The sequence below is a fragment of the Mycobacterium sp. Root265 genome (assembly GCF_001428895.1).
GTDB lineage: Bacteria > Actinomycetota > Actinomycetes > Mycobacteriales > Mycobacteriaceae > Mycobacterium.
In genome coordinates, this window is the sequence record NZ_LMJA01000033.1 from 70,612 (window position 1) to 90,697 (window position 20,086).

The 20,086-nt window shown below is 67.7% G+C and carries 19 protein-coding genes, 1 tRNA gene and 1 other RNA gene; 10 read left to right on the forward strand and 11 right to left on the reverse strand.

The window, feature by feature from the left end:
• Window positions 1-55: 55 nt before the first annotated feature.
• The 3 genes from ASE48_RS30965 to ASE48_RS30975 all read left to right on the forward strand — a co-directional run bounded on the left by ASE48_RS30965 (window position 56) and on the right by ASE48_RS30975 (window position 3,096).
• Window positions 56-1,093 carry an aldo/keto reductase gene (locus ASE48_RS30965; protein WP_057171045.1) on the forward strand — a complete coding sequence of 346 codons (1,038 nt, stop codon included), beginning with the start codon at window positions 56-58 and terminating at the stop codon, window positions 1,091-1,093.
• Between the two features lie 78 nt (window positions 1,094-1,171).
• Window positions 1,172-2,392 carry a Mur ligase family protein gene (locus tag ASE48_RS30970; protein ID WP_057171046.1) on the forward strand — a complete coding sequence of 407 codons (1,221 nt, stop codon included), beginning with the start codon at window positions 1,172-1,174 and terminating at the stop codon, window positions 2,390-2,392.
• The gene (locus ASE48_RS30975; RefSeq protein ID WP_057171047.1) at window positions 2,389-3,096 is read left to right on the forward strand and encodes a type 1 glutamine amidotransferase; all 708 of its coding nucleotides are present in this window, start codon (window positions 2,389-2,391) and stop codon (window positions 3,094-3,096) included. Before ASE48_RS30970 ends, ASE48_RS30975 begins: the two co-directional genes overlap by 4 nt.
• On the opposite strand, the gene ASE48_RS30980 is transcribed toward ASE48_RS30975, so the two are convergent.
• The 3 genes from ASE48_RS30980 to ASE48_RS30990 all read right to left on the reverse strand — a co-directional run bounded on the left by ASE48_RS30980 (window position 3,093) and on the right by ASE48_RS30990 (window position 5,257).
• Window positions 3,093-4,214 carry a polysaccharide pyruvyl transferase family protein gene (locus tag ASE48_RS30980; protein WP_156409456.1) on the reverse strand — a complete coding sequence of 374 codons (1,122 nt, stop codon included), beginning with the start codon at window positions 4,212-4,214 and terminating at the stop codon, window positions 3,093-3,095. The two genes, ASE48_RS30975 and ASE48_RS30980, sit on opposite strands and share 4 nt — an antisense overlap.
• A 94-nt stretch (window positions 4,215-4,308) precedes the next feature.
• Window positions 4,309-4,920: a recombination mediator RecR gene (gene recR / locus ASE48_RS30985; protein WP_057171049.1), complete on the reverse strand. Its 612-nt coding sequence runs from the start codon at window positions 4,918-4,920 to the stop codon at window positions 4,309-4,311.
• Between the two features lies 1 nt (window position 4,921).
• Window positions 4,922-5,257 carry a YbaB/EbfC family nucleoid-associated protein gene (locus ASE48_RS30990; RefSeq protein WP_057171050.1) on the reverse strand — a complete coding sequence of 112 codons (336 nt, stop codon included), beginning with the start codon at window positions 5,255-5,257 and terminating at the stop codon, window positions 4,922-4,924.
• Window positions 5,258-5,409: 152 nt separating this feature from the next.
• Here ASE48_RS30990 and ASE48_RS30995 point away from each other — a divergent pair, with 152 nt between their 5' ends.
• Complete coding sequence (locus ASE48_RS30995; RefSeq protein ID WP_057171215.1) at window positions 5,410-6,117, forward strand: Rv3717 family N-acetylmuramoyl-L-alanine amidase; 708 nt, start codon at window positions 5,410-5,412, stop codon at window positions 6,115-6,117.
• On the opposite strand, the gene ASE48_RS31000 is transcribed toward ASE48_RS30995, so the two are convergent.
• Window positions 6,114-6,557: an SRPBCC family protein gene (locus ASE48_RS31000; protein ID WP_057171051.1), complete on the reverse strand. Its 444-nt coding sequence runs from the start codon at window positions 6,555-6,557 to the stop codon at window positions 6,114-6,116. The two genes, ASE48_RS30995 and ASE48_RS31000, sit on opposite strands and share 4 nt — an antisense overlap.
• Window positions 6,558-6,627: 70 nt before the next feature.
• Here ASE48_RS31000 and ASE48_RS31005 point away from each other — a divergent pair, with 70 nt between their 5' ends.
• Both ASE48_RS31005 and ASE48_RS31010 read left to right on the forward strand, forming a co-directional pair.
• Entirely contained in the window at window positions 6,628-8,010 is a 1,383-nt protein-coding gene (locus ASE48_RS31005; protein WP_057171052.1) for an FAD-binding oxidoreductase, read from the forward strand.
• A complete protein-coding gene (locus tag ASE48_RS31010) occupies window positions 8,007-9,311 on the forward strand; it encodes a class I SAM-dependent methyltransferase (RefSeq protein WP_057171053.1) in 1,305 nt (434 codons plus the stop codon). The genes ASE48_RS31005 and ASE48_RS31010 overlap by 4 nt, the downstream gene beginning before the upstream one ends.
• Here ASE48_RS31010 and ASE48_RS31015 read toward each other — a convergent pair.
• The 4 genes from ASE48_RS31015 to ffs all read right to left on the reverse strand — a co-directional run bounded on the left by ASE48_RS31015 (window position 9,250) and on the right by ffs (window position 13,906).
• Window positions 9,250-10,356: a GGDEF domain-containing protein gene (locus ASE48_RS31015; protein WP_057171054.1), complete on the reverse strand. Its 1,107-nt coding sequence runs from the start codon at window positions 10,354-10,356 to the stop codon at window positions 9,250-9,252. The genes ASE48_RS31010 and ASE48_RS31015 overlap by 62 nt on opposite strands.
• 121 nt (window positions 10,357-10,477) lie before the next feature.
• Window positions 10,478-12,436, reverse strand: a complete 1,959-nt coding sequence (locus ASE48_RS31020) for a DNA polymerase III subunits gamma/tau (RefSeq protein ID WP_057171055.1) — start codon at window positions 12,434-12,436, stop codon at window positions 10,478-10,480.
• Between the two features lie 27 nt (window positions 12,437-12,463).
• Window positions 12,464-13,744 (reverse strand): aminotransferase class I/II-fold pyridoxal phosphate-dependent enzyme, encoded by a 1,281-nt coding sequence (locus tag ASE48_RS31025; RefSeq protein ID WP_057171056.1) that lies wholly within the window; start codon window positions 13,742-13,744, stop codon window positions 12,464-12,466.
• A gap of 67 nt (window positions 13,745-13,811) precedes the next feature.
• An RNA gene (ffs, locus tag ASE48_RS32460) (signal recognition particle sRNA small type) lies at window positions 13,812-13,906 on the reverse strand.
• 73 nt (window positions 13,907-13,979) lie between these two features.
• Between ffs and ASE48_RS31030 the strand changes: the two genes are divergently transcribed.
• The 4 genes from ASE48_RS31030 to ASE48_RS31045 all read left to right on the forward strand — a co-directional run bounded on the left by ASE48_RS31030 (window position 13,980) and on the right by ASE48_RS31045 (window position 17,049).
• A tRNA-Ser gene (locus ASE48_RS31030) sits at window positions 13,980-14,065 on the forward strand.
• A 72-nt stretch (window positions 14,066-14,137) separates the two neighbouring features.
• On the forward strand, window positions 14,138-14,860 hold the full coding sequence (locus ASE48_RS31035) for a hypothetical protein (RefSeq protein ID WP_057171057.1): 723 nt from the start codon (window positions 14,138-14,140) through the stop codon (window positions 14,858-14,860).
• 105 nt (window positions 14,861-14,965) lie between these two features.
• Window positions 14,966-15,988, forward strand: coding sequence for a S1C family serine protease (locus tag ASE48_RS31040; RefSeq protein ID WP_057171058.1), 1,023 nt, complete (start codon window positions 14,966-14,968; stop codon window positions 15,986-15,988).
• A gap of 797 nt (window positions 15,989-16,785) precedes the next feature.
• A complete protein-coding gene (locus tag ASE48_RS31045; protein ID WP_156409457.1) occupies window positions 16,786-17,049 on the forward strand; it encodes a hypothetical protein in 264 nt (87 codons plus the stop codon).
• Between the two features lie 6 nt (window positions 17,050-17,055).
• On the opposite strand, the gene ligD is transcribed toward ASE48_RS31045, so the two are convergent.
• Genes ligD through ASE48_RS31060 form a run of 3 tightly spaced genes read right to left on the reverse strand, consistent with a single transcriptional unit; the run spans window position 17,056 to window position 20,058 of the window.
• A complete protein-coding gene (gene ligD, locus ASE48_RS31050; RefSeq protein ID WP_057171060.1) occupies window positions 17,056-18,105 on the reverse strand; it encodes a non-homologous end-joining DNA ligase in 1,050 nt (349 codons plus the stop codon).
• A gap of 1 nt (window position 18,106) precedes the next feature.
• Window positions 18,107-19,009, reverse strand: coding sequence for an arginase family protein (locus ASE48_RS31055; RefSeq protein WP_057171061.1), 903 nt, complete (start codon window positions 19,007-19,009; stop codon window positions 18,107-18,109).
• A complete protein-coding gene (locus ASE48_RS31060; protein ID WP_057171062.1) occupies window positions 19,006-20,058 on the reverse strand; it encodes an ATP-dependent DNA ligase in 1,053 nt (350 codons plus the stop codon). Before ASE48_RS31060 ends, ASE48_RS31055 begins: the two co-directional genes overlap by 4 nt.
• Window positions 20,059-20,086: the final 28 nt, after the last annotated feature.

A 20,086-nucleotide genomic window follows, 5' to 3' on the forward strand; every position in this document is an offset into this window, starting at 1 on the left:
GCCCATCTGATGCTAGCGTTCCTTAACAGGAACATCGTCCCCTTAAGGAGTGGATATGGAATACCGGAACGTCGGTGCATCAGGTCTGGTCGTATCCGAGTTGGCTTTCGGCGCTGCCACCTTCGGCGCGAGCGGCGAGTTCTTCGGCGCCTGGGCCGGTACCGACCTGCAGGAGGCCCGCACCATGGTGGACATGTGCCTGGACGCCGGGGTGACCCTGTTCGACACGGCCGACGTCTATTCCGACGGTGCCTCCGAGTCGGTACTCGGCGCCGCCTTGGAGGGGCGCCGCGATTCCGTACTCATCTCAACGAAAGCGGCGCTCCCCACCGGGGCGGGCCCGGACGACGCGGGCACCTCGCGGCGGCGTCTCATCACCGCCGTCGAGAAGGCGCTGCGCCGATTGCGCACCGATCGCATCGACCTGTTCCAGCTGCACGCCTACGACCGCGCGACGCCGATCGAGGAAGTAGCGCAGACACTCGATACCCTTGTGACACAGGGCAAGATCCGCTACACCGGAGTATCCAACTTCGCGGGGTGGCAGCTGATGAAATCCCTGTCGGCCGCCGACGCCTTCGGGCGCGTGCGGTTCGTGGCACATCAGGTGTACTACTCGCTGATCGGCCGGGACTACGAGTGGGACCTCATGCCGCTCGGCCTCGACCAGGGCGTCGGCGCGATCGTGTGGAGCCCGCTGGGTTGGGGGCGGCTGACGGGGCGGATCAGGCGCGGCACCGAACTGCCGGCCGTGAGCCGACTGCATGCGACCGCCGCCGCCGGACCGCCGGTCGACGACGATGTGCTCTTCGCCGTCGTCGACGAGCTCGCAGTCATCGCCGAGGAGACCGGCCGATCGATTCCGCAGATCGCCCTCAACTGGTTGCTGCGCAGGCAGACCGTCGCGTCGGTGATTGTCGGCGCCCGCAACCCCGCTCAGCTGAGCGACAACCTGGGCGCCGTGGGCTGGTCTTTGAGCGAGGAGCAGATGGCCAGGCTCGATGCCGTCAGCGCCCCGGTGCCGCCCTATCCGCACTTCCCCTACGTACGCCAGGCCGGGTTCGCGCAGCTGAACCCGCCGCTGTACGCCTGAGCAAGCTCGACGCGGTGGCGGACCCGGCAAGCAGCACCGGATCGCGGCACCGCGTGTCGGGCCCCTAAAATTCGCAGGATGGTCACTCCTCGAGGCCGGCTGGCGCTGGGCGCCGGGGCCGCCGCACGCTGGGCCTCCCGGGTGACCGGCCGTGGCGCCGGGGCGATGATCGGCGGTCTGGTGGCGATGTCGATCGACAAATCGATCCTGGGCCAGCTCGGCAAGAACCGACGCGCGGTGGTCGTGACCGGCACGAACGGTAAATCGACGACCACCAGGATGACGGCGGCTGCGCTGGCCACGCTGGGCCCGGTGGCCACCAATGCCGAGGGCGCCAATATGGACGCCGGGCTGGTGGCCGCGCTGGCAGGTGCCCGCCAGGCCGAGCTGGCCGCCCTGGAAGTCGACGAGATGCACGTCCCGCACGTCAGCGACGCCGTGTCTCCGGAGGTGGTCGTGCTGCTGAATCTGTCCCGCGATCAGCTCGATCGCGTCGGTGAAATCAATCACATCGAGCGCACGCTGCGCGCTGGGCTGGCCCGCCATCCCGACGCGGTGGTGATCGCCAACTGCGATGACGTCCTGATGACCTCGGCGGCCTACGACTGCCCGAACGTGGTGTGGGTGGCGGCCGGCGGCAGCTGGGCCGGGGACTCGGTGAGCTGTCCGCGCTCCGGAGAGATCATCGTCCGCGACGGTAACCACTGGTACTCCACCGGCACAGATTTCAAGCGACCCACGCCGCAGTGGACCTACGACGACACCGATATCCATGGCCCCGAGGGCTTCACGCTGCCGATGACGCTCGCACTGCCGGGCGCGGTCAACCGCGGGAACGCCACCCAGGCCGTCGCCGCGGCGGTGGCCCTGGGCGCCGACCCGGCCGAGGCGGTGGCCGCCGTGTCGACCGTCGATGAGGTCGCGGGCCGGTACCGGACCGTCAAGGTCGGTGACCACACCGCGCGTCTGCTGCTGGCCAAGAATCCCGCCGGCTGGCAGGAGGCTTTGTCGATGATCGACAAAGACGCTGCGGGAGTGGTCATCTCGGTGAACGGCCAGGTCCCCGACGGGGAGGATCTGTCCTGGCTGTGGGATGTCGGGTTCGAGCATTTCGAGCGCACCCAGGTGGTGGCGGCAGGTGAGCGCGGTACCGACCTGGCGGTGCGCCTCGGTTATGCCGGTGTGGAGCACACTCTGGTGCATGACACCCTCGCCGCGATCGCGTCCTGCCCGCCCGGACATGTCGAGGTGATCGCCAACTACACGGCCTTCCTGCAACTGAACCGGAAGGTCTCATGACCGTCCGGATAGGGCTGGTGCTGCCCGACGTGATGGGCACCTACGGTGACAGCGGCAACGCGGTCGTGCTGCGACAACGCCTGCTGCTACGCGGGATCGACGCCGAGATCGTGGAGATCACGCTGGCCGACCCGGTCCCCGACTCGCTGGACATCTACACGCTGGGCGGCGCTGAGGACTACGCCCAGCGGCTGGCGACCAAGCACCTGATCCGCTACCCGGGCCTGCAGCGCGCCGCCGTGCGCGGAGCCCCGGTGCTCGCGATCTGCGCAGCCATCCAGGTGCTCGGGCACTGGTATGAGACCTCGGCCGGTGAACGCGTCGACGGTGTCGGTCTGCTCGATGTCACCACCGCACCGCAGGAGAGCCGCACCATCGGGGAGGTGTCGGCGAAGCCGCTGCTGAGCGGTCTCACCCAGCCCCTGACGGGCTTCGAAAATCACCGGGGCGGAACCGTTCTCGGACATGACGCCGCGCCACTGAGCGCGGTCACCAAGGGCGCGGGCAACCGCGCGGGTGACGGTTATGACGGCGCGGTACAGGGCAGTGTGCTGGCGACCTATCTGCACGGGCCGTGCCTGGCGCGCAATCCGGAACTGGCCGACCATCTGCTCACCCAGGTCGTCGGTGAGCTTCCGGCGCTGCAGCTGACCGAGGTGGATCTGCTGCGCTCCGAGCGATTGGCGGCGCCGCGCCGGGTCTAGCCTGCGACCAGCGCCCGCAACCGGTCACGCACACCGTCGAGCTCGGCGCGGGCACCCCTGATGCGGCGGCTGACGGCCTCCGGATCGGCGAACATCTCCGCGAGGTAGCTCTTGATGGCACCCGGATCCTGCGAAGGCAGGTCGAACCCTCCGGGTTTGAGCATCCGGACGGCCTTCTCGGTGGTCCAGTTCGACAGGGCCAGCGGTATCGCACCCTCGGTCGCGGCGATGATCAGGGCGTGCAACCGGTCGCTGACCACGATCGCGGAATCCCGGTACATGGTGCGCATCAAGGTTTCCCACTCACCGTGGGTCTCGTCGCGCATCAGGATGGCCGGCGTTCCGGGATGCAGGATCTCGGCCAGCTTCTCCATGGTCTCGCGGTCGCGGCGCACCTGGCTGTACACCTGGATCCGCAGCCCGTGCATATGGGCGATCTCCCGGATCAGCGCGATCTTGTCCTCGGTCAGGACATCGCGGTCCGAGCGCATCGTCACCGCCAGCATCTTGCGCTCCGACGGGGCCGGGCCCAGACCGCCGGCCGGATCGGGCCCCTCTCCGAAGGCCCAGTCCGGAGCGACATCACCGACCTGGAATGAGTTGCGGGTGTTGGCATCTCGCCACGCCACCACCGGCATGTTGCGCCGCGCGATCCGCTCCAGGGGCGGCACGTCGACCTCTTCGCGGACCACGCGGGACCCGCCTTCTGATTTCTTGCCGACCGACGCCATCCGGACCCCGGCACCGACCTGGACCATGGCTCCGCCGCGACTCTTGGCTCCGAGCGCCCCGATGAGGGTCCACCAACCCCAGTAGCGCCGGAAGCGCTCGGGCATGAGGATCTCACCGGTCGGCATGACCAGGATCGTGCGGGCCGCGGCGGAACTGCCCAGCGCCCGGACCAGCCAGCCGGCCGCCGTGTCGTATTGCTTCTCGCTGCCGTCGAGCCCGATCGCGGTCACATAGTCATCGGAGTTGGGATCGAAATCCTTGCGGCCCACATGTACGTGCAGTTGCGCGCCGTCGATGTTCTGGAAGGTGCGGAGTTGGCCGCGCCGCAGGATCGAATCGCCGATGTTGTCACTCTGCCCCCAAGTCGATAGGAAGACGCGAGTCACCTTCACCGCCCTTCAGAAAACTTTGCGCCGTCAAGCAAAAACAGCAAACCTCCCGTCGTCCGGGAGGCAGTGTACAAATTGACGACTATGTCATCTAGACCATAGCGCGGCGGCCCGCGAGCGCACGTCCTAGCGTCAATTCGTCGGCAAACTCCAGGTCACCGCCCATGGGCAGACCCGACGCGATGCGGCTGACGGTCAATCCAGGGATATCTCGCAGCATGCGCATGAGGTATGTGGCGGTCGCTTCACCCTCGGTGTTGGGGTCGGTAGCAATGATGACCTCGGCAACGTCGACACCGTCGACCCGTTCGCCGATCCGGTTCAGGAGTTCACGGATGCGCAGTTGGTCCGGGCCCACCCCGGACAGCGGATCCAGGGCCCCACCCAGCACGTGGTACCGGCCGCGGAACTCGCGGGTGCGTTCCACCGCCTGGATGTCCTTGGGTTCCTCGACGACGCACACCAGGGAGGCGTCGCGGCGGGCGTCCTTGCAGATCCGGCAGCGTTCCTCGTCGGAGACGTTGCCGCACACCGCACAGAACGTGACACCGTCGCGGATCCGGCCGAGCACCGCGGTCAGCCGGTCGATATCGGGTGGCTCCACCGACAGCAGATGGAACGCGATGCGCTGGGCGCTCTTGGGCCCGATACCCGGCAGCTTGCCGAGCTCGTCGATCAGATCCTGTACCGGTCCCTCGAACAATTCAGGTACCCGGCAGTCCGAAACCACCCAGGCCGCCGGCCAACGGCCCGAGGCGGGTCTGGGCGAGGATGGTGACCTGCTTGGCGGCATCGGCGAGCGCACCGACGATGAGGTCCTGCAGCGTCTCGGGATCGGACGGGTCGATCACCTTCGGGTCGATGGCCACCGCGATAACCTCACCGCTGCCCTTCATGGTGACCTGCACCAGGCCGCCACCGCCCTGACCGTGCACCTCGGAGTTCGCCAGCGCCTCTTGCGCCTCCATCAGCTGCTGCTGCACCTGCTGCGCCTGCGCGAGCAGCGCGGACATATCGGGCTGACCACCACCGGGTTGCATGACTGTCCCCTCTTGATTGCGACCTGGTCTCGACTTCATTTCACTCACGAGTCCGAGACGATTTGCTCTTCAACAGTAGCCGTCACCGCGACTACCGTGGCGGCGTGCACGTCCCCTCCAGCTTGCGTGTCGGCGCCATCACAGCGGCGACGATGCTCGTCGCCGCCAGTCTGTCCGCCTCGGCCGCCCCGCTCGCCGGCGCCGCGCCCAACACCATCACCGGAAAGATCGTGTTCCTCGATCCGGGCCACAACGGTGCCAACGATGCGTCCATCAGTCGCCAGGTTCCCACCGGCCGGGGCGGCACCAAGGACTGTCAGGCCAGCGGCACCACCACAGAGTCCGGCTATCCCGAGCACACCTTCAACTGGGATGTCACGCTGCGGGTCCGGGCGATCCTGGACGCCAACGGTGTCCGCACCGCGCTGTCACGCGGAAACGATGACGCACTCGGGCCGTGCGTCGACGAACGCGCCGCCATGGCCAACGCCCTGCGCCCCAACGCCATCGTCAGCATCCATGCCGACGGCGGCCCGGCCACCGGCCGCGGATTCCACGTCCTGTACTCGGACCCGCCGCTGAACACCGTGCAGGCCGGCCCCTCGGTGCAGTTCGCGCAGATCATGCGTGACCAGCTCAAGGGGTCCGGGGTCGTACCGTCCACCTACATCGGCTCGAACGGGCTCAACCCGCGCTCGGACATCGCCGGGCTCAACCATGCGCAGTTCCCGTCGGTGCTGGTCGAACTGGGCAATATGAAGAACCCGGCCGACTCGGCACTGATGGAGTCCGAGGCCGGACGCCAGAAGCTGGCCGAGGCCGTGGCCCGGGGCGTCGCGACCTGGCTGGCCAACAGCTAGGGAGCCGTTTCGAGTTCCTTCTTCAGGTTGCCCAGCACCTCGTCCTGGATCTTGCGCAGGCCCACCGGGGCGAACGTCTTCTCGAAGAAGCCCTTGATACCGCCCGCGCCCGTCCACGACGTCTTGACGGTGACGGTCGAACCGGTGCCGGCGGGCGCCACCGTCCAGTTGGTCACCAGAGTGGAGTTGGCGTCCTTCTCGATGACGGTCTTGCCTGCCACGTCGACGCTGGCCTTCACGTCGCGCGAGCGGGACTCGGTGGCCTGCAACTTCCAGGCGACCACGGTGCCCGCACCCTGCCCGCCCTCGAGCACGGAGTAGTTGCTGTAATGCGACGAGAGGATCTTGGGCCGCACCGTCTGGTAGTCGGAGACCGCGGCGAGCACAGCTTCCGGTGCGGCATCTATCAACACAGTGCTGGAAGCGCTGACCTGTCCCATGAGTGAAAAACTCCTGTCATCACGTGTCGGTGCGGTCGCGGCTTCGGCGACCGAGGACTAGCGTATATGTGTGTCTGTTGTGGCAACTGACGCACAAGCTGTACACGGGGCGGGCGTGCAGCGACTACTCGACAGTTATCGAGCCATCCCCCCGACAGCGACTGTGCGACTGCGCAAACCCACGTCGAACCTGTTTCGGGCGCGGGAGAAGATCGCTGCCGAAGGTCTGGACACCTCGGGCCTCACCGGCGTCATTGCGGTGGACCCCGCGGCCCGCACCGCAGATGTCTCGGGCATGTGTACCTACGAGGATCTGGTGGCCGCCACGCTGCCGTACGGCCTGTCCCCGCTGGTGGTCCCACAGCTCAAGACCATCACCCTCGGCGGCGCGGTCACCGGACTGGGCATCGAATCGGCCTCGTTCCGCAACGGCCTGCCGCACGAATCGGTACTCGAACTCGATATCCTCACCGGTGCAGGCGAACTCGTCACCGCAAGCCGAGACCTTCATCCCGATCTTTTTCATGCCTTCCCGAACTCCTATGGCACCCTCGGCTATTCGGTGCGCCTGCGGATCGAGTTGGAGCCCGTTCAGCCGTTCGTCGCGCTACGCCACCTGCGTTTCCACTCGCTCGAAGAGATGGCGGCCGCGATGGACCGCATCATCGAAACCCGCGGCTACCAGGGTGTGCCCGTGCACTATCTCGACGGCGTGGTGTTCAGCGCCCAGGAGAGTTACCTGTGCCTCGGCTTTCAGACCGACACCGCGGGACCGGTCAGCGACTACACCGGCCACGACATTTACTACCGGTCCATTCAGCACGCCGACGGTGAGCGTCACGACCGCCTCACCACCGCCGACTACCTGTGGCGCTGGGATACCGATTGGTTCTGGTGTTCACGGGCTTTCGGCGCCCAGCATCCGGTGTTGCGCAGGCTGTGGCCGCGACGCTACCGGCGCAGCAGCTTCTACTGGAAGCTCATCGGCTACGACCAGCGGTTCGGTATCGCCGACCGGATCGAGAAGCGCAACGGCCGGCCGCCCAGGGAACGGGTGGTTCAGGACGTCGAGGTGCCGCTGGAGAACTGCACCGCATTCCTGCGCTGGTTCCTGGACAACGTCCCCGTCGAACCGATCTGGTTGTGCCCGTTGCGGTTGCGCGACGACGGCGCGCAATGGCCGCTGTACCCGCTGCGGTCGGGTCACACCTACGTCAACATCGGCTTCTGGTCCTCGGTGCCGGCCGGCCCCGCGCCCGGACACACCAACCGGCTCATCGAACGCAAGGTCTCCGAACTCGACGGCCACAAGTCGCTGTACTCGGAATCCTTCTACAGCGCCGAGGAGTTCGGCGCTCTCTACGGCGGCGAGACCTACCGGTCCGTGAAGAAGGCCTACGACCCCGACTCCCGATTGCTCGATCTGTATGCGAAGGCGGTGCAGAACCGATGACCACTTTCAAGGACCGTGCCGAGCAAAGCAAGCTCAGCCTCGCCGAGGTGCTCGAAGCGTTCACCTCCGGCAGACTCCCGCTGAAGTTCACCGCGTACGACGGCAGCACATCCGGACCGGCTGATGCTGCGGTAGGGCTGGCGCTGACGTCCCCCCGGGGCACCACCTACCTGGCCACCGCGCCGGGTCAGGTGGGCCTGGCCCGTGCCTACGTCGCGGGCGATATCGAGCCACTGGGTGTGCACCCCGGCGATCCCTACGACCTGCTGCGCGCGCTCGCGGACAAGACGGCGATCAAGCGACCGCCCGCGCGGGTACTGGCCAATGTCATCGCATCGATCGGCCTGGAGCACCTCGTCCCGATCGCGCCACCCCCGCAGGAGGCGCTGCCTCGCTGGCGACGGATCCTGGAAGGGCTGCGGCACAGCAAATCCCGGGACGCCGGCGCCATCCACCATCACTACGACGTGTCGAACGCCTTCTACGAAATGGTGCTCGGCCCATCGATGACCTACACCTGTGCCTGCTATCCGGACGAGCAGGCCACGCTGGAAGACGCCCAGGACAACAAGTACCGGCTGGTGTTCGAAAAGTTGCGACTGCAACCCGGCGACCGTCTGCTCGATGTGGGATGCGGCTGGGGCGGCATGGTGCGCTACGCCGCCCGTCGCGGTGTCCAGGTGCTGGGTGTGACCTTGTCGGCCGAGCAGGCCGCGTGGGCGCAACGCGCGATCGTCGATGAAGGTCTGTCCGGCCTGGCCGAGGTGCGCCACGGCGACTACCGCGACATCACCGAATCCGGCTTCGACGCGGTGTCCTCGATCGGGCTGACCGAACACATCGGGGTGGCCAACTATCCGTCCTATTTCGCCTTCCTGCAGGCGAAGATGCGGGTGGGCGCACTGCTGCTCAACCACAGCATCACCCGGCCGAACAACCGGGCCGATGCTTCCGCCGGCTTCTTCATCGACCGCTACGTCTTTCCCGACGGGGAGCTGACCGGATCGGGGCGCATCATCGCCGAGGCCCAGGACGTCGGTCTCGAGGTGCTGCACGAGGAGAACCTGCGCATGCACTACGCGCTGACCCTGCGCGACTGGTGCCGCAATCTGGTCGACCATTGGGACGAGGCGGTCGCCGAGGTCGGCCTGCCCACCGCCAAGGTGTGGGGGCTCTACATGGCCGGGTCCCGGCTCGGTTTCGAGTCCAACGTGGTTCAGCTGCACCAGGTTCTGGCGGTCAAGCTGGACGATCGCGGCCATGACGGCGGGCTGCCGATGCGGCCGTGGTGGACTCCGTAGCGTAGACCGCACAGGCCGCGCCGCCCGACCGCTTGGCGTCGTACATTGCCGCGTCGGCGTGCCTGAGTACGTCGTCGACGGCGAAATGGGCGTCCGCCGAAGGCATCGTGGCGATCCCGAAGCTGACACTGAACTCCACTGCCCCGCCCCGCACCCTGGTCAGGACGGACACCCGGTCCACCAGCTCCGAGATGGAGCCGCGGTCACCGAGGAACGAGACGAGCGCCAGCTCGTCCCCGCCGATACGCGCGGTGATCTCGTCGTCGCGTGCGACGTCGCGCAACAGATCTGCCAGTGCCACGAGCGCGGCGTCACCGGCTGCATGGCCGCCATCGTCGTTGAGTTGCTTGAACCGGTCGATATCGCAGACCGCCACCGCGACTGTGGTCGACCCGCCCTGCCGCAGGGCGGACGCCACGGCCGAGTACATACCGCGCCGGTTACGCAGTCGGGTCAACGAGTCGTAGTGCGCCGAGCGCGCCGTGGTGAGGATGGCGCGCCTGCCCAGTTCGATCAGGACCGAGCTGATCAACGGAACACCCACCGCCCAGGTGAACGCCGGCATGAAATAGATGAAGAGCTCGACCACCGAATGGTCTTCGAGGACGGCCCAGACCACGATCCCGCCGATCAGAAGAGCGCTGAACGCGCAGTGCAGCCTCAATATCTGGGTGCCCAGGATGAACCCGGCGAAAATGCCGATCAGACCGACGTACGACGTCATCGAGAGCCTGGCCGCCGGGGTCGCCATGGTGACGGCCACCATCGCACAGGCGAGGTCGGCCCAGACGACGAATGCCACGGATTGGCCGAAGGACGGCCACGGAGCACGCCACCAATACACCCCGATCACGACGGCGGAGATCAACACGGTGCCCTGGACAGACCGCGCCGTCACCCCGGCAGGGCCCTCGGGGTGAAGCTGCATCACGCCGCCCAGGACGGCCAATCCGATGCACCCCAGCCCGGCGACCAGCATGAACACCCGCATGAAGTGGCCCGCGCGCAGCGAGTTGGTGGCGAAAACATACTCACGTCTACCCACGCGCGCCCCTGATTCATAGCAATGACAAGAACATCACTCTAGCGGGTGTTCGAGGCTGAGCCGCTAATCACGAAGGCGGATTACAGACCGTCATGGTGTCATCACAGCAAACAGCTGGACTTCATCCCCGGTCGATCCGCTTGGCGCCCAGCTCGGTCTGCAGCAGTTCGATCGCCACTTCCTCCGGGTCGCGGCGCACCACTTCTGAGGTGTCGCTGTTGGCCTCGGCCAGCATGCGTTCCTCTTCGGCGCGCTGATCCTGGCGGGGGGCGGGACCGGCGTCGGACGGGACCGGCTCGCCGGAGTCCGGCACGCAGCGAACCTGCCAGTTCACCCCGAGCGCGTCCTTGAGCGCCTCGCGGATCACCTCGACATTGCGCGGCTCACTGAGCCGCTTGGCCAGCGGAGGTGCCCGGTGGCTGAGCACGAGCGTGTCACCGTCGACCGCCCGCACGATCGCATCGGCCAGCATGGCGTTGACCGGCTTACTCCGGCCGTTCACCTTCTCCCGCACGGTGTCCCACATGGCGCGGACCGCGGCGGCATCCGGTTGACCGACAGCGGCAGGCGCGGCGGGTGCGGCGCGCGGCGGCGTGGGGACGGGCGCGGGAGCGGGAGCGGGTGACGGTTCCGGTTCGGGCACCGGAACCGGACGCGGCGGCGGCACGGGTTCCGGAGCGGGCGTGGGCACCGGCGGCGTCACCGGCTCGGGAGTCGGCACGGGTTGCGGGACGGGCTCGGGCTCCGGCGCCGGAGCGGGCTCCGGTGTCGGCAGCGGCCTGGGCTGGGGCACCGGGGCGGGTGTGGGTTCGGGTGTGGGTTCGGGTGTGGCCTCGGCCGCCGCCTGGGCCCGGCTGGCCCGGACGAACTGTTTTGCCGGCGCCGACGCGGCCGGCGCCGGGGCGGACCCATCGGACGGGATGGCCATGTCCAGCCGGGTCTCGATCCGCTCGATGCGTTGCAGCAGAGCCGATTCGGTGTCGTGGGCCGACGGCAGCAGCAACCGGGCGCAGACCACTTCCAGCAGCAGTCGCGGTGCGGTGGCGCCGCGCATCTCACCGAGCCCGGCATGCACCACCTCGGCGTAGCGCGCCAGCGTGGCCGAGCCCACCTTGGCGGCCTGTTCACGCATCCGATCCAGCACGCCGTCCGGGGCATCGACCACACCGCGGTCGGCGGCGTCCGGAACTGCTTGCAACACAATGAGATCGCGGAACCGTTCCAGCAGATCGGTGGCGAACCGGCGCGGGTCGTGTCCGGCGTCGATCACCGATTCCACCGCACCGAACAGCGCCGCGGCGTCGCCGGCGGCCAACGCATCGACCGCCTCGTCGATCAGCGCGACGTCGGTGGCCCCCAGCAGCGACAGCGCGCGCTGGTAGACGACGTGGTTGTTGTCGGCCCCGGCGACCAGCTGATCGAGCACCGAGAGACTGTCGCGCGGTGACCCGCCGCCGGCCCGGATCACCAGCGGGTAGACCGCGTCCTCCACGGTGACGCCCTCGTCACGACAGATCCGTTCCAGCAGGGTGCGCATCGTCTTGGGCGCCAGCAGCCGGAACGGGTAGTGGTGGGTGCGGGACCGGATGGTGGGCAGCACCTTTTCCGGTTCGGTGGTGGCGAACACGAAGATCAGGTGGTCCGGCGGCTCCTCGACGATCTTGAGCAGCGCGTTGAAGCCCGCGTTGGTGACCATGTGCGCTTCGTCGATGATGAAGATGCGGTAGCGCGACTGGGCCGGCGCGTAGAACGCACGGTCGCGCAGTTCACGGGTGTCGTCGACGCCACCGTGGCTGGCGGCGTCCAGTTCGGACACGTCCACATTGCCCGGGCCGTTGGGCGCCAGCGCCACACAGGAGTTGCACACCCCGCACGGAGTGGGGGTGGGACCCTGCTCGCAATTGAGCGAGCGGGCCAGGATGCGCGCCGAGGAGGTCTTGCCGCAGCCACGCGGCCCGGAGAACAGATACGCGTGGTTGATGCGCCCCGCGGACAGCGCCGTCGACAGCGGTGCGGTGACATGCTCCTGGCCGACGACCTCGGCGAAGCTTGCGGGTCGGTACTTCCGGTAGAGCGCCACGCTCAGCAGGGTACCGAGCGGGGGCGACTAATCACGAGCCAGCAGCGACTCGGTGGCCGCCAGCAGTGCACACGTCGACAGGCCGTCGATGGCCGCGCGCAGGTCTGACTCCGGCGGGAAGCTCGGTGCGATCCGGATGTTCTTGTCGTCCGGGTCTTTTCCGTACGGGAAGGCCGCTCCCGCCGCGGTGACGGCGATGCCGGCGTCCTTGGCCAGCGCGATGGTGCGCCGCGCCGTGCCGGGCCAGACATCCAGGCTGACGAAGTAGCCACCCTTGGGGTCGGTCCATGACGCGATCTTGGAGGCGTCCAGCCGGTCCTGCAGAATTTCGGCGACGAGCGCGAACTTCGGCGCCAGCAGGTCGCGGTGGCGCTGCATGTGCCGCCGGACACCGTCGGCGTCACCGAAGAAACGCAGGTGCCGCAGCTGGTTCACCTTGTCGGGGCCGATCGACTTCTTCCCGGCGTGCTTGAGGTACCAGGCGATGTTGTCCGCCGAGGCCCCGAAGAAGCTCACCCCGGCACCGGCGAAGGTCATCTTCGAGGTGGAGGCGAACACCAGTGGCCGGTTGGGGTTTCCCGCGGCCGCGGCGAGTCCGAGCACATCGATCGGCTCGACGAACTCGGGGGTGATGGTGTGCACCGCATACGCGTTGTCCCAGAACAGCCGGAAGTCCGACGCCGCGGTGCGCATCTGCAGCAGCCGGGTGACCGTCTCCGGTGAGTAGGTGGTGCCGGTCGGGTTGGAGTACACCGGCACGCACCACATGCCCCGGACGGCCGGGTCGGCGGCGACGAGTTCCTCGATGAGGTCGACGTCGGGGCCGTCCTCACGCAGCGGCACGGGCATCATCTCGATGCCGAAGCTCTCGGTGATGGCGAAGTGTCGGTCATAGCCCGGCGAGGGGCACAGGAATTTCACGCCCGGCTCCTGCGACCAGGGCCGCGGGGAGTCCACGCCGCCGTGCAGCAGGGAGAAGACCACCGCGTCGTGCATGAACTCCAGGCTGGCGTTGTTACCGGCGATCAGATTCTGCACCGGGATGTCCAGCAGCTCACCGAAGATGGCGCGCAGCTCGGGCAGGCCGTGCAGGCCGCCGTAGTTGCGGGTGTCGGTGCCCTCACCGTCGCGGTAGTCGTCGCCGCCGGGAAGGTCGAGCAGGCCGTTGGACAGGTCCAGCTGCGTGGCCGACGGCTTACCGCGGGTCAGGTCGAGGCTGAGCCCCTTGGCCTGCAGCTCGGTGTAGTTGCGCTGTTGCTGTTCATGCTGAGCCGTCAGTTCGTCGCGGCTCAGTGACTCAAACGACACGGCGGACCTTTCACGCGAAGCCGCGAACACACAGGTTGTTCAGGAAAGCTGGTTGCTCCCCCGAAACATAAGGGGACCCCGCGCACCCGCCAGAGCCCATTGACCCTTGCTGCCTTCCGGCCCTGGGGGAGTTCACAGGATGGACGCCGCGCGGGGTCCGAGTGCCGAGTGTAGTACCCCGCCTCACTACGGAGGGTGGTCGGGCTTCTCTCGTCGGTCGGCTACCATTGCCGACGGAGGATTCGCCTAGTGGCCTATGGCGCTCGCCTGGAACGCGGGTTGGGTTAATAGCCCTCAGGGGTTCAAATCCCCTATCCTCCGCAGTTGGTCCGGGGCGTGACCGCAGATCCATCCGGTCACGCCCCGGGACCACGAACTCGTTCTAGGAGGAGTATGCGGCGCGGTATCGCATCGCTGTGGCACGCGTCATCGCTGGTACTCGCCGGGGTTCTGTTTTTCCTCTTCGTGCTTCCGCGTTGGTTCGAGCTGACCGGACAGTGGCCGGGCACCCTGGGCACCGCGCTGCGCATCGTGTGCGGCGTGCTGGTCGGCCTGACGGCGCTGCCGGTGGTCGTGACCCTGACTCGTACCCGCAAGCCCGAGCTCGGGACGCCGGCCCTGGCGCTGTCGCTGCGCGTCTGGTCGATCGTCGGGCATATCGCGGCCGGGGTGCTGATCACCGGTGCCGCCATCAGTGAGATCTGGCTGGATCTGGATACCGCCGGCCAGTGGCTGTTCGGCATCTACGGGGCTGCTGCGGCAATCGCCCTGCTGGCCGCCTTCGCTTTCTATCTGGCCTTCGTGGCCGAGTTGCCCCCGCCGCCGCCGAAGCCGCTCAAGGTGAAGGCCGAGCGGCAGAGCCGCGGCGACCGCGATGCGGACGCCGCAGCGACCGACGATGCGCCTGCCGAGGACACGGCCGAGGCCACCGACGGTCCGGATTCCGACGAATCAGCAGAAATCGAGTCTGCCGACACCGAGGACGAGCCCGCGTCGACCGAGGACGCCGAACCCGTCGAGGAAACCACCTCTGACGACGGCAAACTGCGCAATCACCGGCCGTCGGGGAAGGCCCGCCGGGGCCGTACCCGCGGTGGCGTCGCCACCGAGAACTGACGCGTCCAGCGTCAATTACGTCGACAGTTCGCCTCCTCACAGTCACTATTGAGGGAACTCCCAGTCTGTATCGAGGGGGAACCTCTGGCGCTCGGAAGGCGGCGAATGCGCAAGGTCCACTCTCGGCGGTGGCTCACCGCCCTGGTCACCGCCGTCGCTGCCGTCCTGCTGGTCCCTCCGGTGACCGCGGTCGCCGACCCGGGTGATCTGTCCTGGGCTGCCGATCAGGTCGAGCCGGCGGCCGTGCGCCTGGACACCGTCGTCGATTACCAGCATGTGCTGGGCACCGGTACCGGTTTCGTGATCGATGGCGGGGGTCAGGTGCTGACCAACTACCACGTGGTCCAGGGCGCCGATGTGATCACCGCGGTGGTGGGCGGTCGCTCGTTCGGCGCCGATATCGTCGGCTTCGACCGCGGCCGCGACATCTCGGTGCTGCAGTTGCGCGGCGCCGGCGGGCTGCCGACGGCCGCGTTGGGCGACTCCGGCCGGATCGTGATCGGCGAGCCCATCATCGCGCTCGGCAATGCCCGGGGCAGCAACAGCCCGCTGACCCGCGAAGCCGGCACCGTCACCGCACTGGGCCGCACGATCAGTGCCGAGGACGAGCTGACCGGTTCCAAGACCGAGATGACCGGACTGTTCGAGATCGCCGCGCCCGTGCGGGCGGGTGACTCCGGAGGTCCGGTGGTCAACGGCGCCGGGCAGGTCATCGGCGTGACGACCGCGGCGACCGTGAACTTCCAGACCGACCCCGGCGGTGAAGGATTCGCCATCCCGATCAACGACGCGATGGCGATCGCCAATCAGATCCGCTCGCGGACACCGTCGGACACCGTGCACATCGGCCCGCCGACCTTGCTGGGAGTCGGGATCAGCAGCGCCGAACAACACGAGGCCTTCCCCGGCGTCATCGTGCGCGAGGTACTGCAGGGTGGCCCTGCCGAGTTGGCCGGGCTGGCCAACGGTGACGTGATCCTGACCATCGACGAGACCCCGATCGAGTCGGCGGCCGATCTGACCCGCGTACTCGACCGGCACTACCCGGGCGATGTCATCGGCTTGACGTGGATCGACAGGGCCGGCCAGCAGCGCACCGGCAAGGCGGCGCTGACGCCCGGCGACTGAGCATTTGCTGAGCGATCGCTCAACAATGCGCAGCGGTGTCTGAAGGCCGCCTGCCGCCGCGACGGAGCCCGCAAGGGACCGTCCGCGCGCGCCGATGCGGAAATTCACCAACTTCCCGCTCAGACGTCAATTGGATTCACAGGGCGTTGCTCGTTGTCACGTCGGCGACTCGTGTGACCCGCCTTACATCCAACCGGTAGCTGAGGCGGCAGACACTTTGCCGTCATCGGGCGACCGTCGGCCCGGCCAGTGGTTTCGGTACCGAGATCAGCCGGGTCTCCACGGATGACTCGATTCGCGGCGGGTCGGACACCCGCGGCGCGGACGCGCCGCCCCCGGGGGCGCCCCGTCCCAGCCGTGCACCTGTGCGAATGCCCGCATATTCGTCGTAATGCTCAGTGCGGCAACGGTTATGGCCTCGTCAACGCCGAGGGGCACACGGCAGGCGCAACGGACCCACCGGCGCACCGCACGGGACCGGCCCCAAATACCTACGGACCGGTTCTCGGCACCGGACCGCACCGGCCCCACACCACCTCGCGATCACTGGAGCAGGGTGCGCGACGCCCTCCAATACGTGGCCCACAGGGAGTTAGCCGGGGCTAACTTCCGGGCTCTTCTGGCAACCGACTGTGAGGTTGCTGGCGGACTCAAAAGGTCTTTGACCTGGCAAATGTCGGCAAACCCGGGGCCGCGTGGGGGCTTCCGCCAAGATCAGGCGGAGGTTACATTTAGCTGAACATCGCGCCCAGGCATGTGCATCACACGCCCCGCTGCCGATGAAGTGGGGAGACACCGTGGTCCAGACAACTGTCATCGCGTACCTGATCGGCTGGGTGGTCAGCACCGCCGTCGTCTACGTGACGAGCCGGCGCCTCAACGATCCCCGCAACCCCGCTCCGCACATCCTGATCCTCAGCGCCGTGGCCGGCGCACTGTGGCCGATGCTGCTGCTCGGGGCGGTCGAATTCAGCTCGCTGGTGGCCTGCTCCAATGCCGCCTCGCACCTGAAGGCCGACGGAGCCGAACTCGTCGGCGCCGGTGTCGTGCCCCTGCGCTGAAACGCTTCAGTCAGCGATCCGCTTACCGTCGGCATCCCAGTGCTCGGCGACCTTCTTGCTCGGCTGTACCCGCGGTGGTTCGCCCGGCATCTTCGGATAGCTGGGCGGGTACGGCAGATCACCCAGGCCGCGCTCCTCGTCGGCCTTCACCATGTCCAGTAGCAACTCGATCGACTGCGCATCCTCGTCGATACCCGCCCATGGGTCGGGCCGGCCGGCAATGAAGTCGGGCACCGTGGAGATCGTGTAGTCATCGGGATCGGCGTCGCGCAGCTCGTCCCACGTCAACGGCGTCGACACCGTGGCGATCGGGGTTTTGCGAGCCGAGTAGGCCGACGCGAACGTGCGGTCCCGGGCGTTCTGGTTGTAGTCGATGAACAACCGCTCTCCCCGCTCCTCCTTCCACCACGATGTCGTGACGGCTTCGGGGGCGCGCCGCTCGATCTCGCGGGCCAGCGCGATGCCGGCGCGGCGCACCTCGATGAAGTCCCAGTCGGTCGCGATCCGCAGGAAGACGTGGACACCGCGGCCACCCGAGGTCTTCGGATAACCCACCAGGCCGAGTTCGTCGAGCAGCGGTTTGAGCACGTCCACGGCGACCTCACGGGCCTGCGCGAACCCGGTACCCGGCTGTGGGTCCAGATCGATACGCAGTTCGTCGGGATGCTCGGTGTCCGGGCAGCGCACCTGCCACGGGTGCAGCGTCACCGAGCCCATCTGGGCGGCCCAGGCGATGGCGGCCGGATGGGTGATCTTCAGCGCGTCGGCGGTGCGCCCCGAGGGGAAGGTGACGGTGCAGGTCTGCAGATAGTCGGGGTGCTTCTGCGGAACCCGCTTCTGGTAGATCTCTTCACCGTCGATGCCATCGGGGAACCGCTGCAGGTGAACGGGCCTGTCCCGCAACAGCTTCACCATGCGGTCGGCGACGGAGAGGTAATAGTCGAACAGCATGCCCTTGGTGCCCTTGGCGCCGAGTTCCGGAAAGTAGGGCTTGTCGCGGTTGGTCAACCGCACGGCCACACCGTCGACGTCGATCTCTTCGGCCTTGCTTGCCATATCAGGACTCCCGTGTGTCGAGGTGGGCTCGGAGGAACGCGACGTATTCGGCGATGCGTGCGGCCGCGTGGCCACCGTCGAGTTCAGGGTTGTAGATGACGACGCTGGCACCCAGGCAGCCCGGCACCCGCAGGCAGGCCGCGGTGATCAGTTCCAGTTGTTCCCAGGACAATCCGCCCGGCTGCGGGTAGTCGACCGCGGCCAGTTCCGATGTCGCCAGCACATCGAGATCGACGTGACACCACCAGCCCGCCGGTGCCGTGGCGGCGCCTGTCGCCACGAGGTCGGTGACGTCGTTGTAGGGGTGCGGGTGCGTTTCACCCTCCAGCTGCGCTCCGCTGAGGTAACGGGTCACCTCGTTGCGGATGCTGGGCTGGTGCGCGTCGGCGATCTCGTCCTGGTCGCGCGGGCCGAGCACCACGAGATGTTCGGGGCGCAGGCATGGCAACCCGATCAGGGCCCGCGGGCCGGGAAAAAGCCCCAGCGCGAGGCCGATCTCGGAATCCGCGGCCTCCCCGGTGGGGCCGACCCGGGGATCCCAGGCATCTTCGTGACCATCGATGAAGACCAGGCCGGCTCCGCCGCGGGTTTTTGCCGCGATGAGCGGGGCCAGCAGCGCCGGGCAGTCCCCGGCGATCACCACCGGCACCTCGCCCAGGGTCCAGGCGTCATCGAGCGCCGTGGCGGTATCGGCCACCATCGATGCCAAGGCGTCCTCGGCGAGCAGTCCCGATGGTCCGCGGGTCGGTTGCATCGTGTCGGTGTTGACCCAACTGGTGACGACCGGCCCCGCCAACCGGCTCTCCACACCTGCGGCCTGCAGCGCCGCCGGCATCCCCGCCACGCCATTGGCCACCCCCGCGGCGTTGAACGGCACATAGATGACGCGGGTGGTCGCGGTCATGACTCAAGCACGTCCGAGAGGTCATAGTTCAGCGGCACATCCAGTTGGCCGAACGTGCAACTGTCCGGATCGCGGTCGGGCCGCCAGCGCAGGAACTTCACCGCGTGCCGGAACCGCCTGCCATGCTCGCTGTTGCCCTCCATCTGGTCATAGGCCACCTCGCAGACCCGCTCCGGGCGCACCGGAATCCAGCGTTTGTCGGCAGCGGAGTTCCACCTGCTCGGTTCGCCGTCGTTGACCTGATCGCCTTCGCGCAGCGGTTCGAGATCGGCCAGCAGCGACAGCCGGGCTTTCGCGGTGAAAGATGCTGCGCCGCCGACCATCTGGAGCTCGCCGTCGTCGCGGTACAGGCCGAGCAGGATCGACCCGATACCCTCACCACTTTTGTGGATGCGGTACCCGATGGCCACGCAGTCCGCATCGCGGTGGTGTTTGACCTTCACCATCTCCCGCTTGCCCGGCAGATACGGCCCGTCGAGGCGCTTGGCGATCACGCCGTCGAGTCCGGCGCCCTCGAACTCCTCCAGCCACCGCTCACCGAGGGCGGGATCCTCGGTGGTACGCGTGACGTGGCACCACTGCTTCGGGTTGACCGCCGCGAGCAGGCTTTCCCGGCGGACGCGGAAGGGTTCCTTGAGCAGTGAGCGATCGCCGGTGGCGAGCGCGTCGAAACCGATGAAATGGGCCGGGGTCTCCGTGGAGAGTTTGGTGATGCGGCTTTCCGCCGGGTGGATGCGCTGGCTCAGCGATTCCCAGTCCAGCCGGGTCCGGCCGGCGATCTCCCGCGGCACCACGATCTCGCCGTCCAGTACACACCGCGGGGCGAGCTCATCGCGGACGGACTCGACGACTTCGGGGAAGTACCGGCCCAGGTCCTTGCCGCTGCGGGACAACAGCACCACGTCGTCGCCGTCGCGGAAGACCAGCGCCCGGAACCCGTCCCACTTGGGCTCGAAGGACCAGACTCCGTCGTCCGTCGGCACCTTCGTCTGCGCCTTGGCCAGCATCGGTTCCAGCGGTGGCACAACGGGGAGTCCCATGCGTTCCATACTCACGTAGACCGGGGTACCCCCACAA

Excerpts from the sequence above, each read along its gene's own strand:
- ASE48_RS30965 (WP_057171045.1), top strand. The coding sequence starts at position 56 with ATGGAATACCGGAACGTCGGTGCATCAGGTCTGGTCGTATCCGAGTTG.
- ASE48_RS30970 (WP_057171046.1), top strand. The coding sequence starts at position 1,172 with ATGGTCACTCCTCGAGGCCGGCTGGCGCTGGGCGCCGGGGCCGCCGCA.
- ASE48_RS30975 (WP_057171047.1), top strand. The coding sequence starts at position 2,389 with ATGACCGTCCGGATAGGGCTGGTGCTGCCCGACGTGATGGGCACCTAC.
- ASE48_RS30990 (WP_057171050.1), bottom strand. The coding sequence starts at position 5,257 with ATGCAACCCGGTGGTGGTCAGCCCGATATGTCCGCGCTGCTCGCGCAG.
- ASE48_RS30995 (WP_057171215.1), top strand. The coding sequence starts at position 5,410 with ATGCTCGTCGCCGCCAGTCTGTCCGCCTCGGCCGCCCCGCTCGCCGGC.
- ASE48_RS31000 (WP_057171051.1), bottom strand. The coding sequence starts at position 6,557 with ATGGGACAGGTCAGCGCTTCCAGCACTGTGTTGATAGATGCCGCACCG.
- ASE48_RS31010 (WP_057171053.1), top strand. The coding sequence starts at position 8,007 with ATGACCACTTTCAAGGACCGTGCCGAGCAAAGCAAGCTCAGCCTCGCC.
- ASE48_RS31035 (WP_057171057.1), top strand. The coding sequence starts at position 14,138 with ATGCGGCGCGGTATCGCATCGCTGTGGCACGCGTCATCGCTGGTACTC.
- ASE48_RS31040 (WP_057171058.1), top strand. The coding sequence starts at position 14,966 with ATGCGCAAGGTCCACTCTCGGCGGTGGCTCACCGCCCTGGTCACCGCC.
- ligD (WP_057171060.1), bottom strand. The coding sequence starts at position 18,105 with ATGGCAAGCAAGGCCGAAGAGATCGACGTCGACGGTGTGGCCGTGCGG.
- ASE48_RS31055 (WP_057171061.1), bottom strand. The coding sequence starts at position 19,009 with ATGACCGCGACCACCCGCGTCATCTATGTGCCGTTCAACGCCGCGGGG.
- ASE48_RS31060 (WP_057171062.1), bottom strand. The coding sequence starts at position 20,058 with ATGGAACGCATGGGACTCCCCGTTGTGCCACCGCTGGAACCGATGCTG.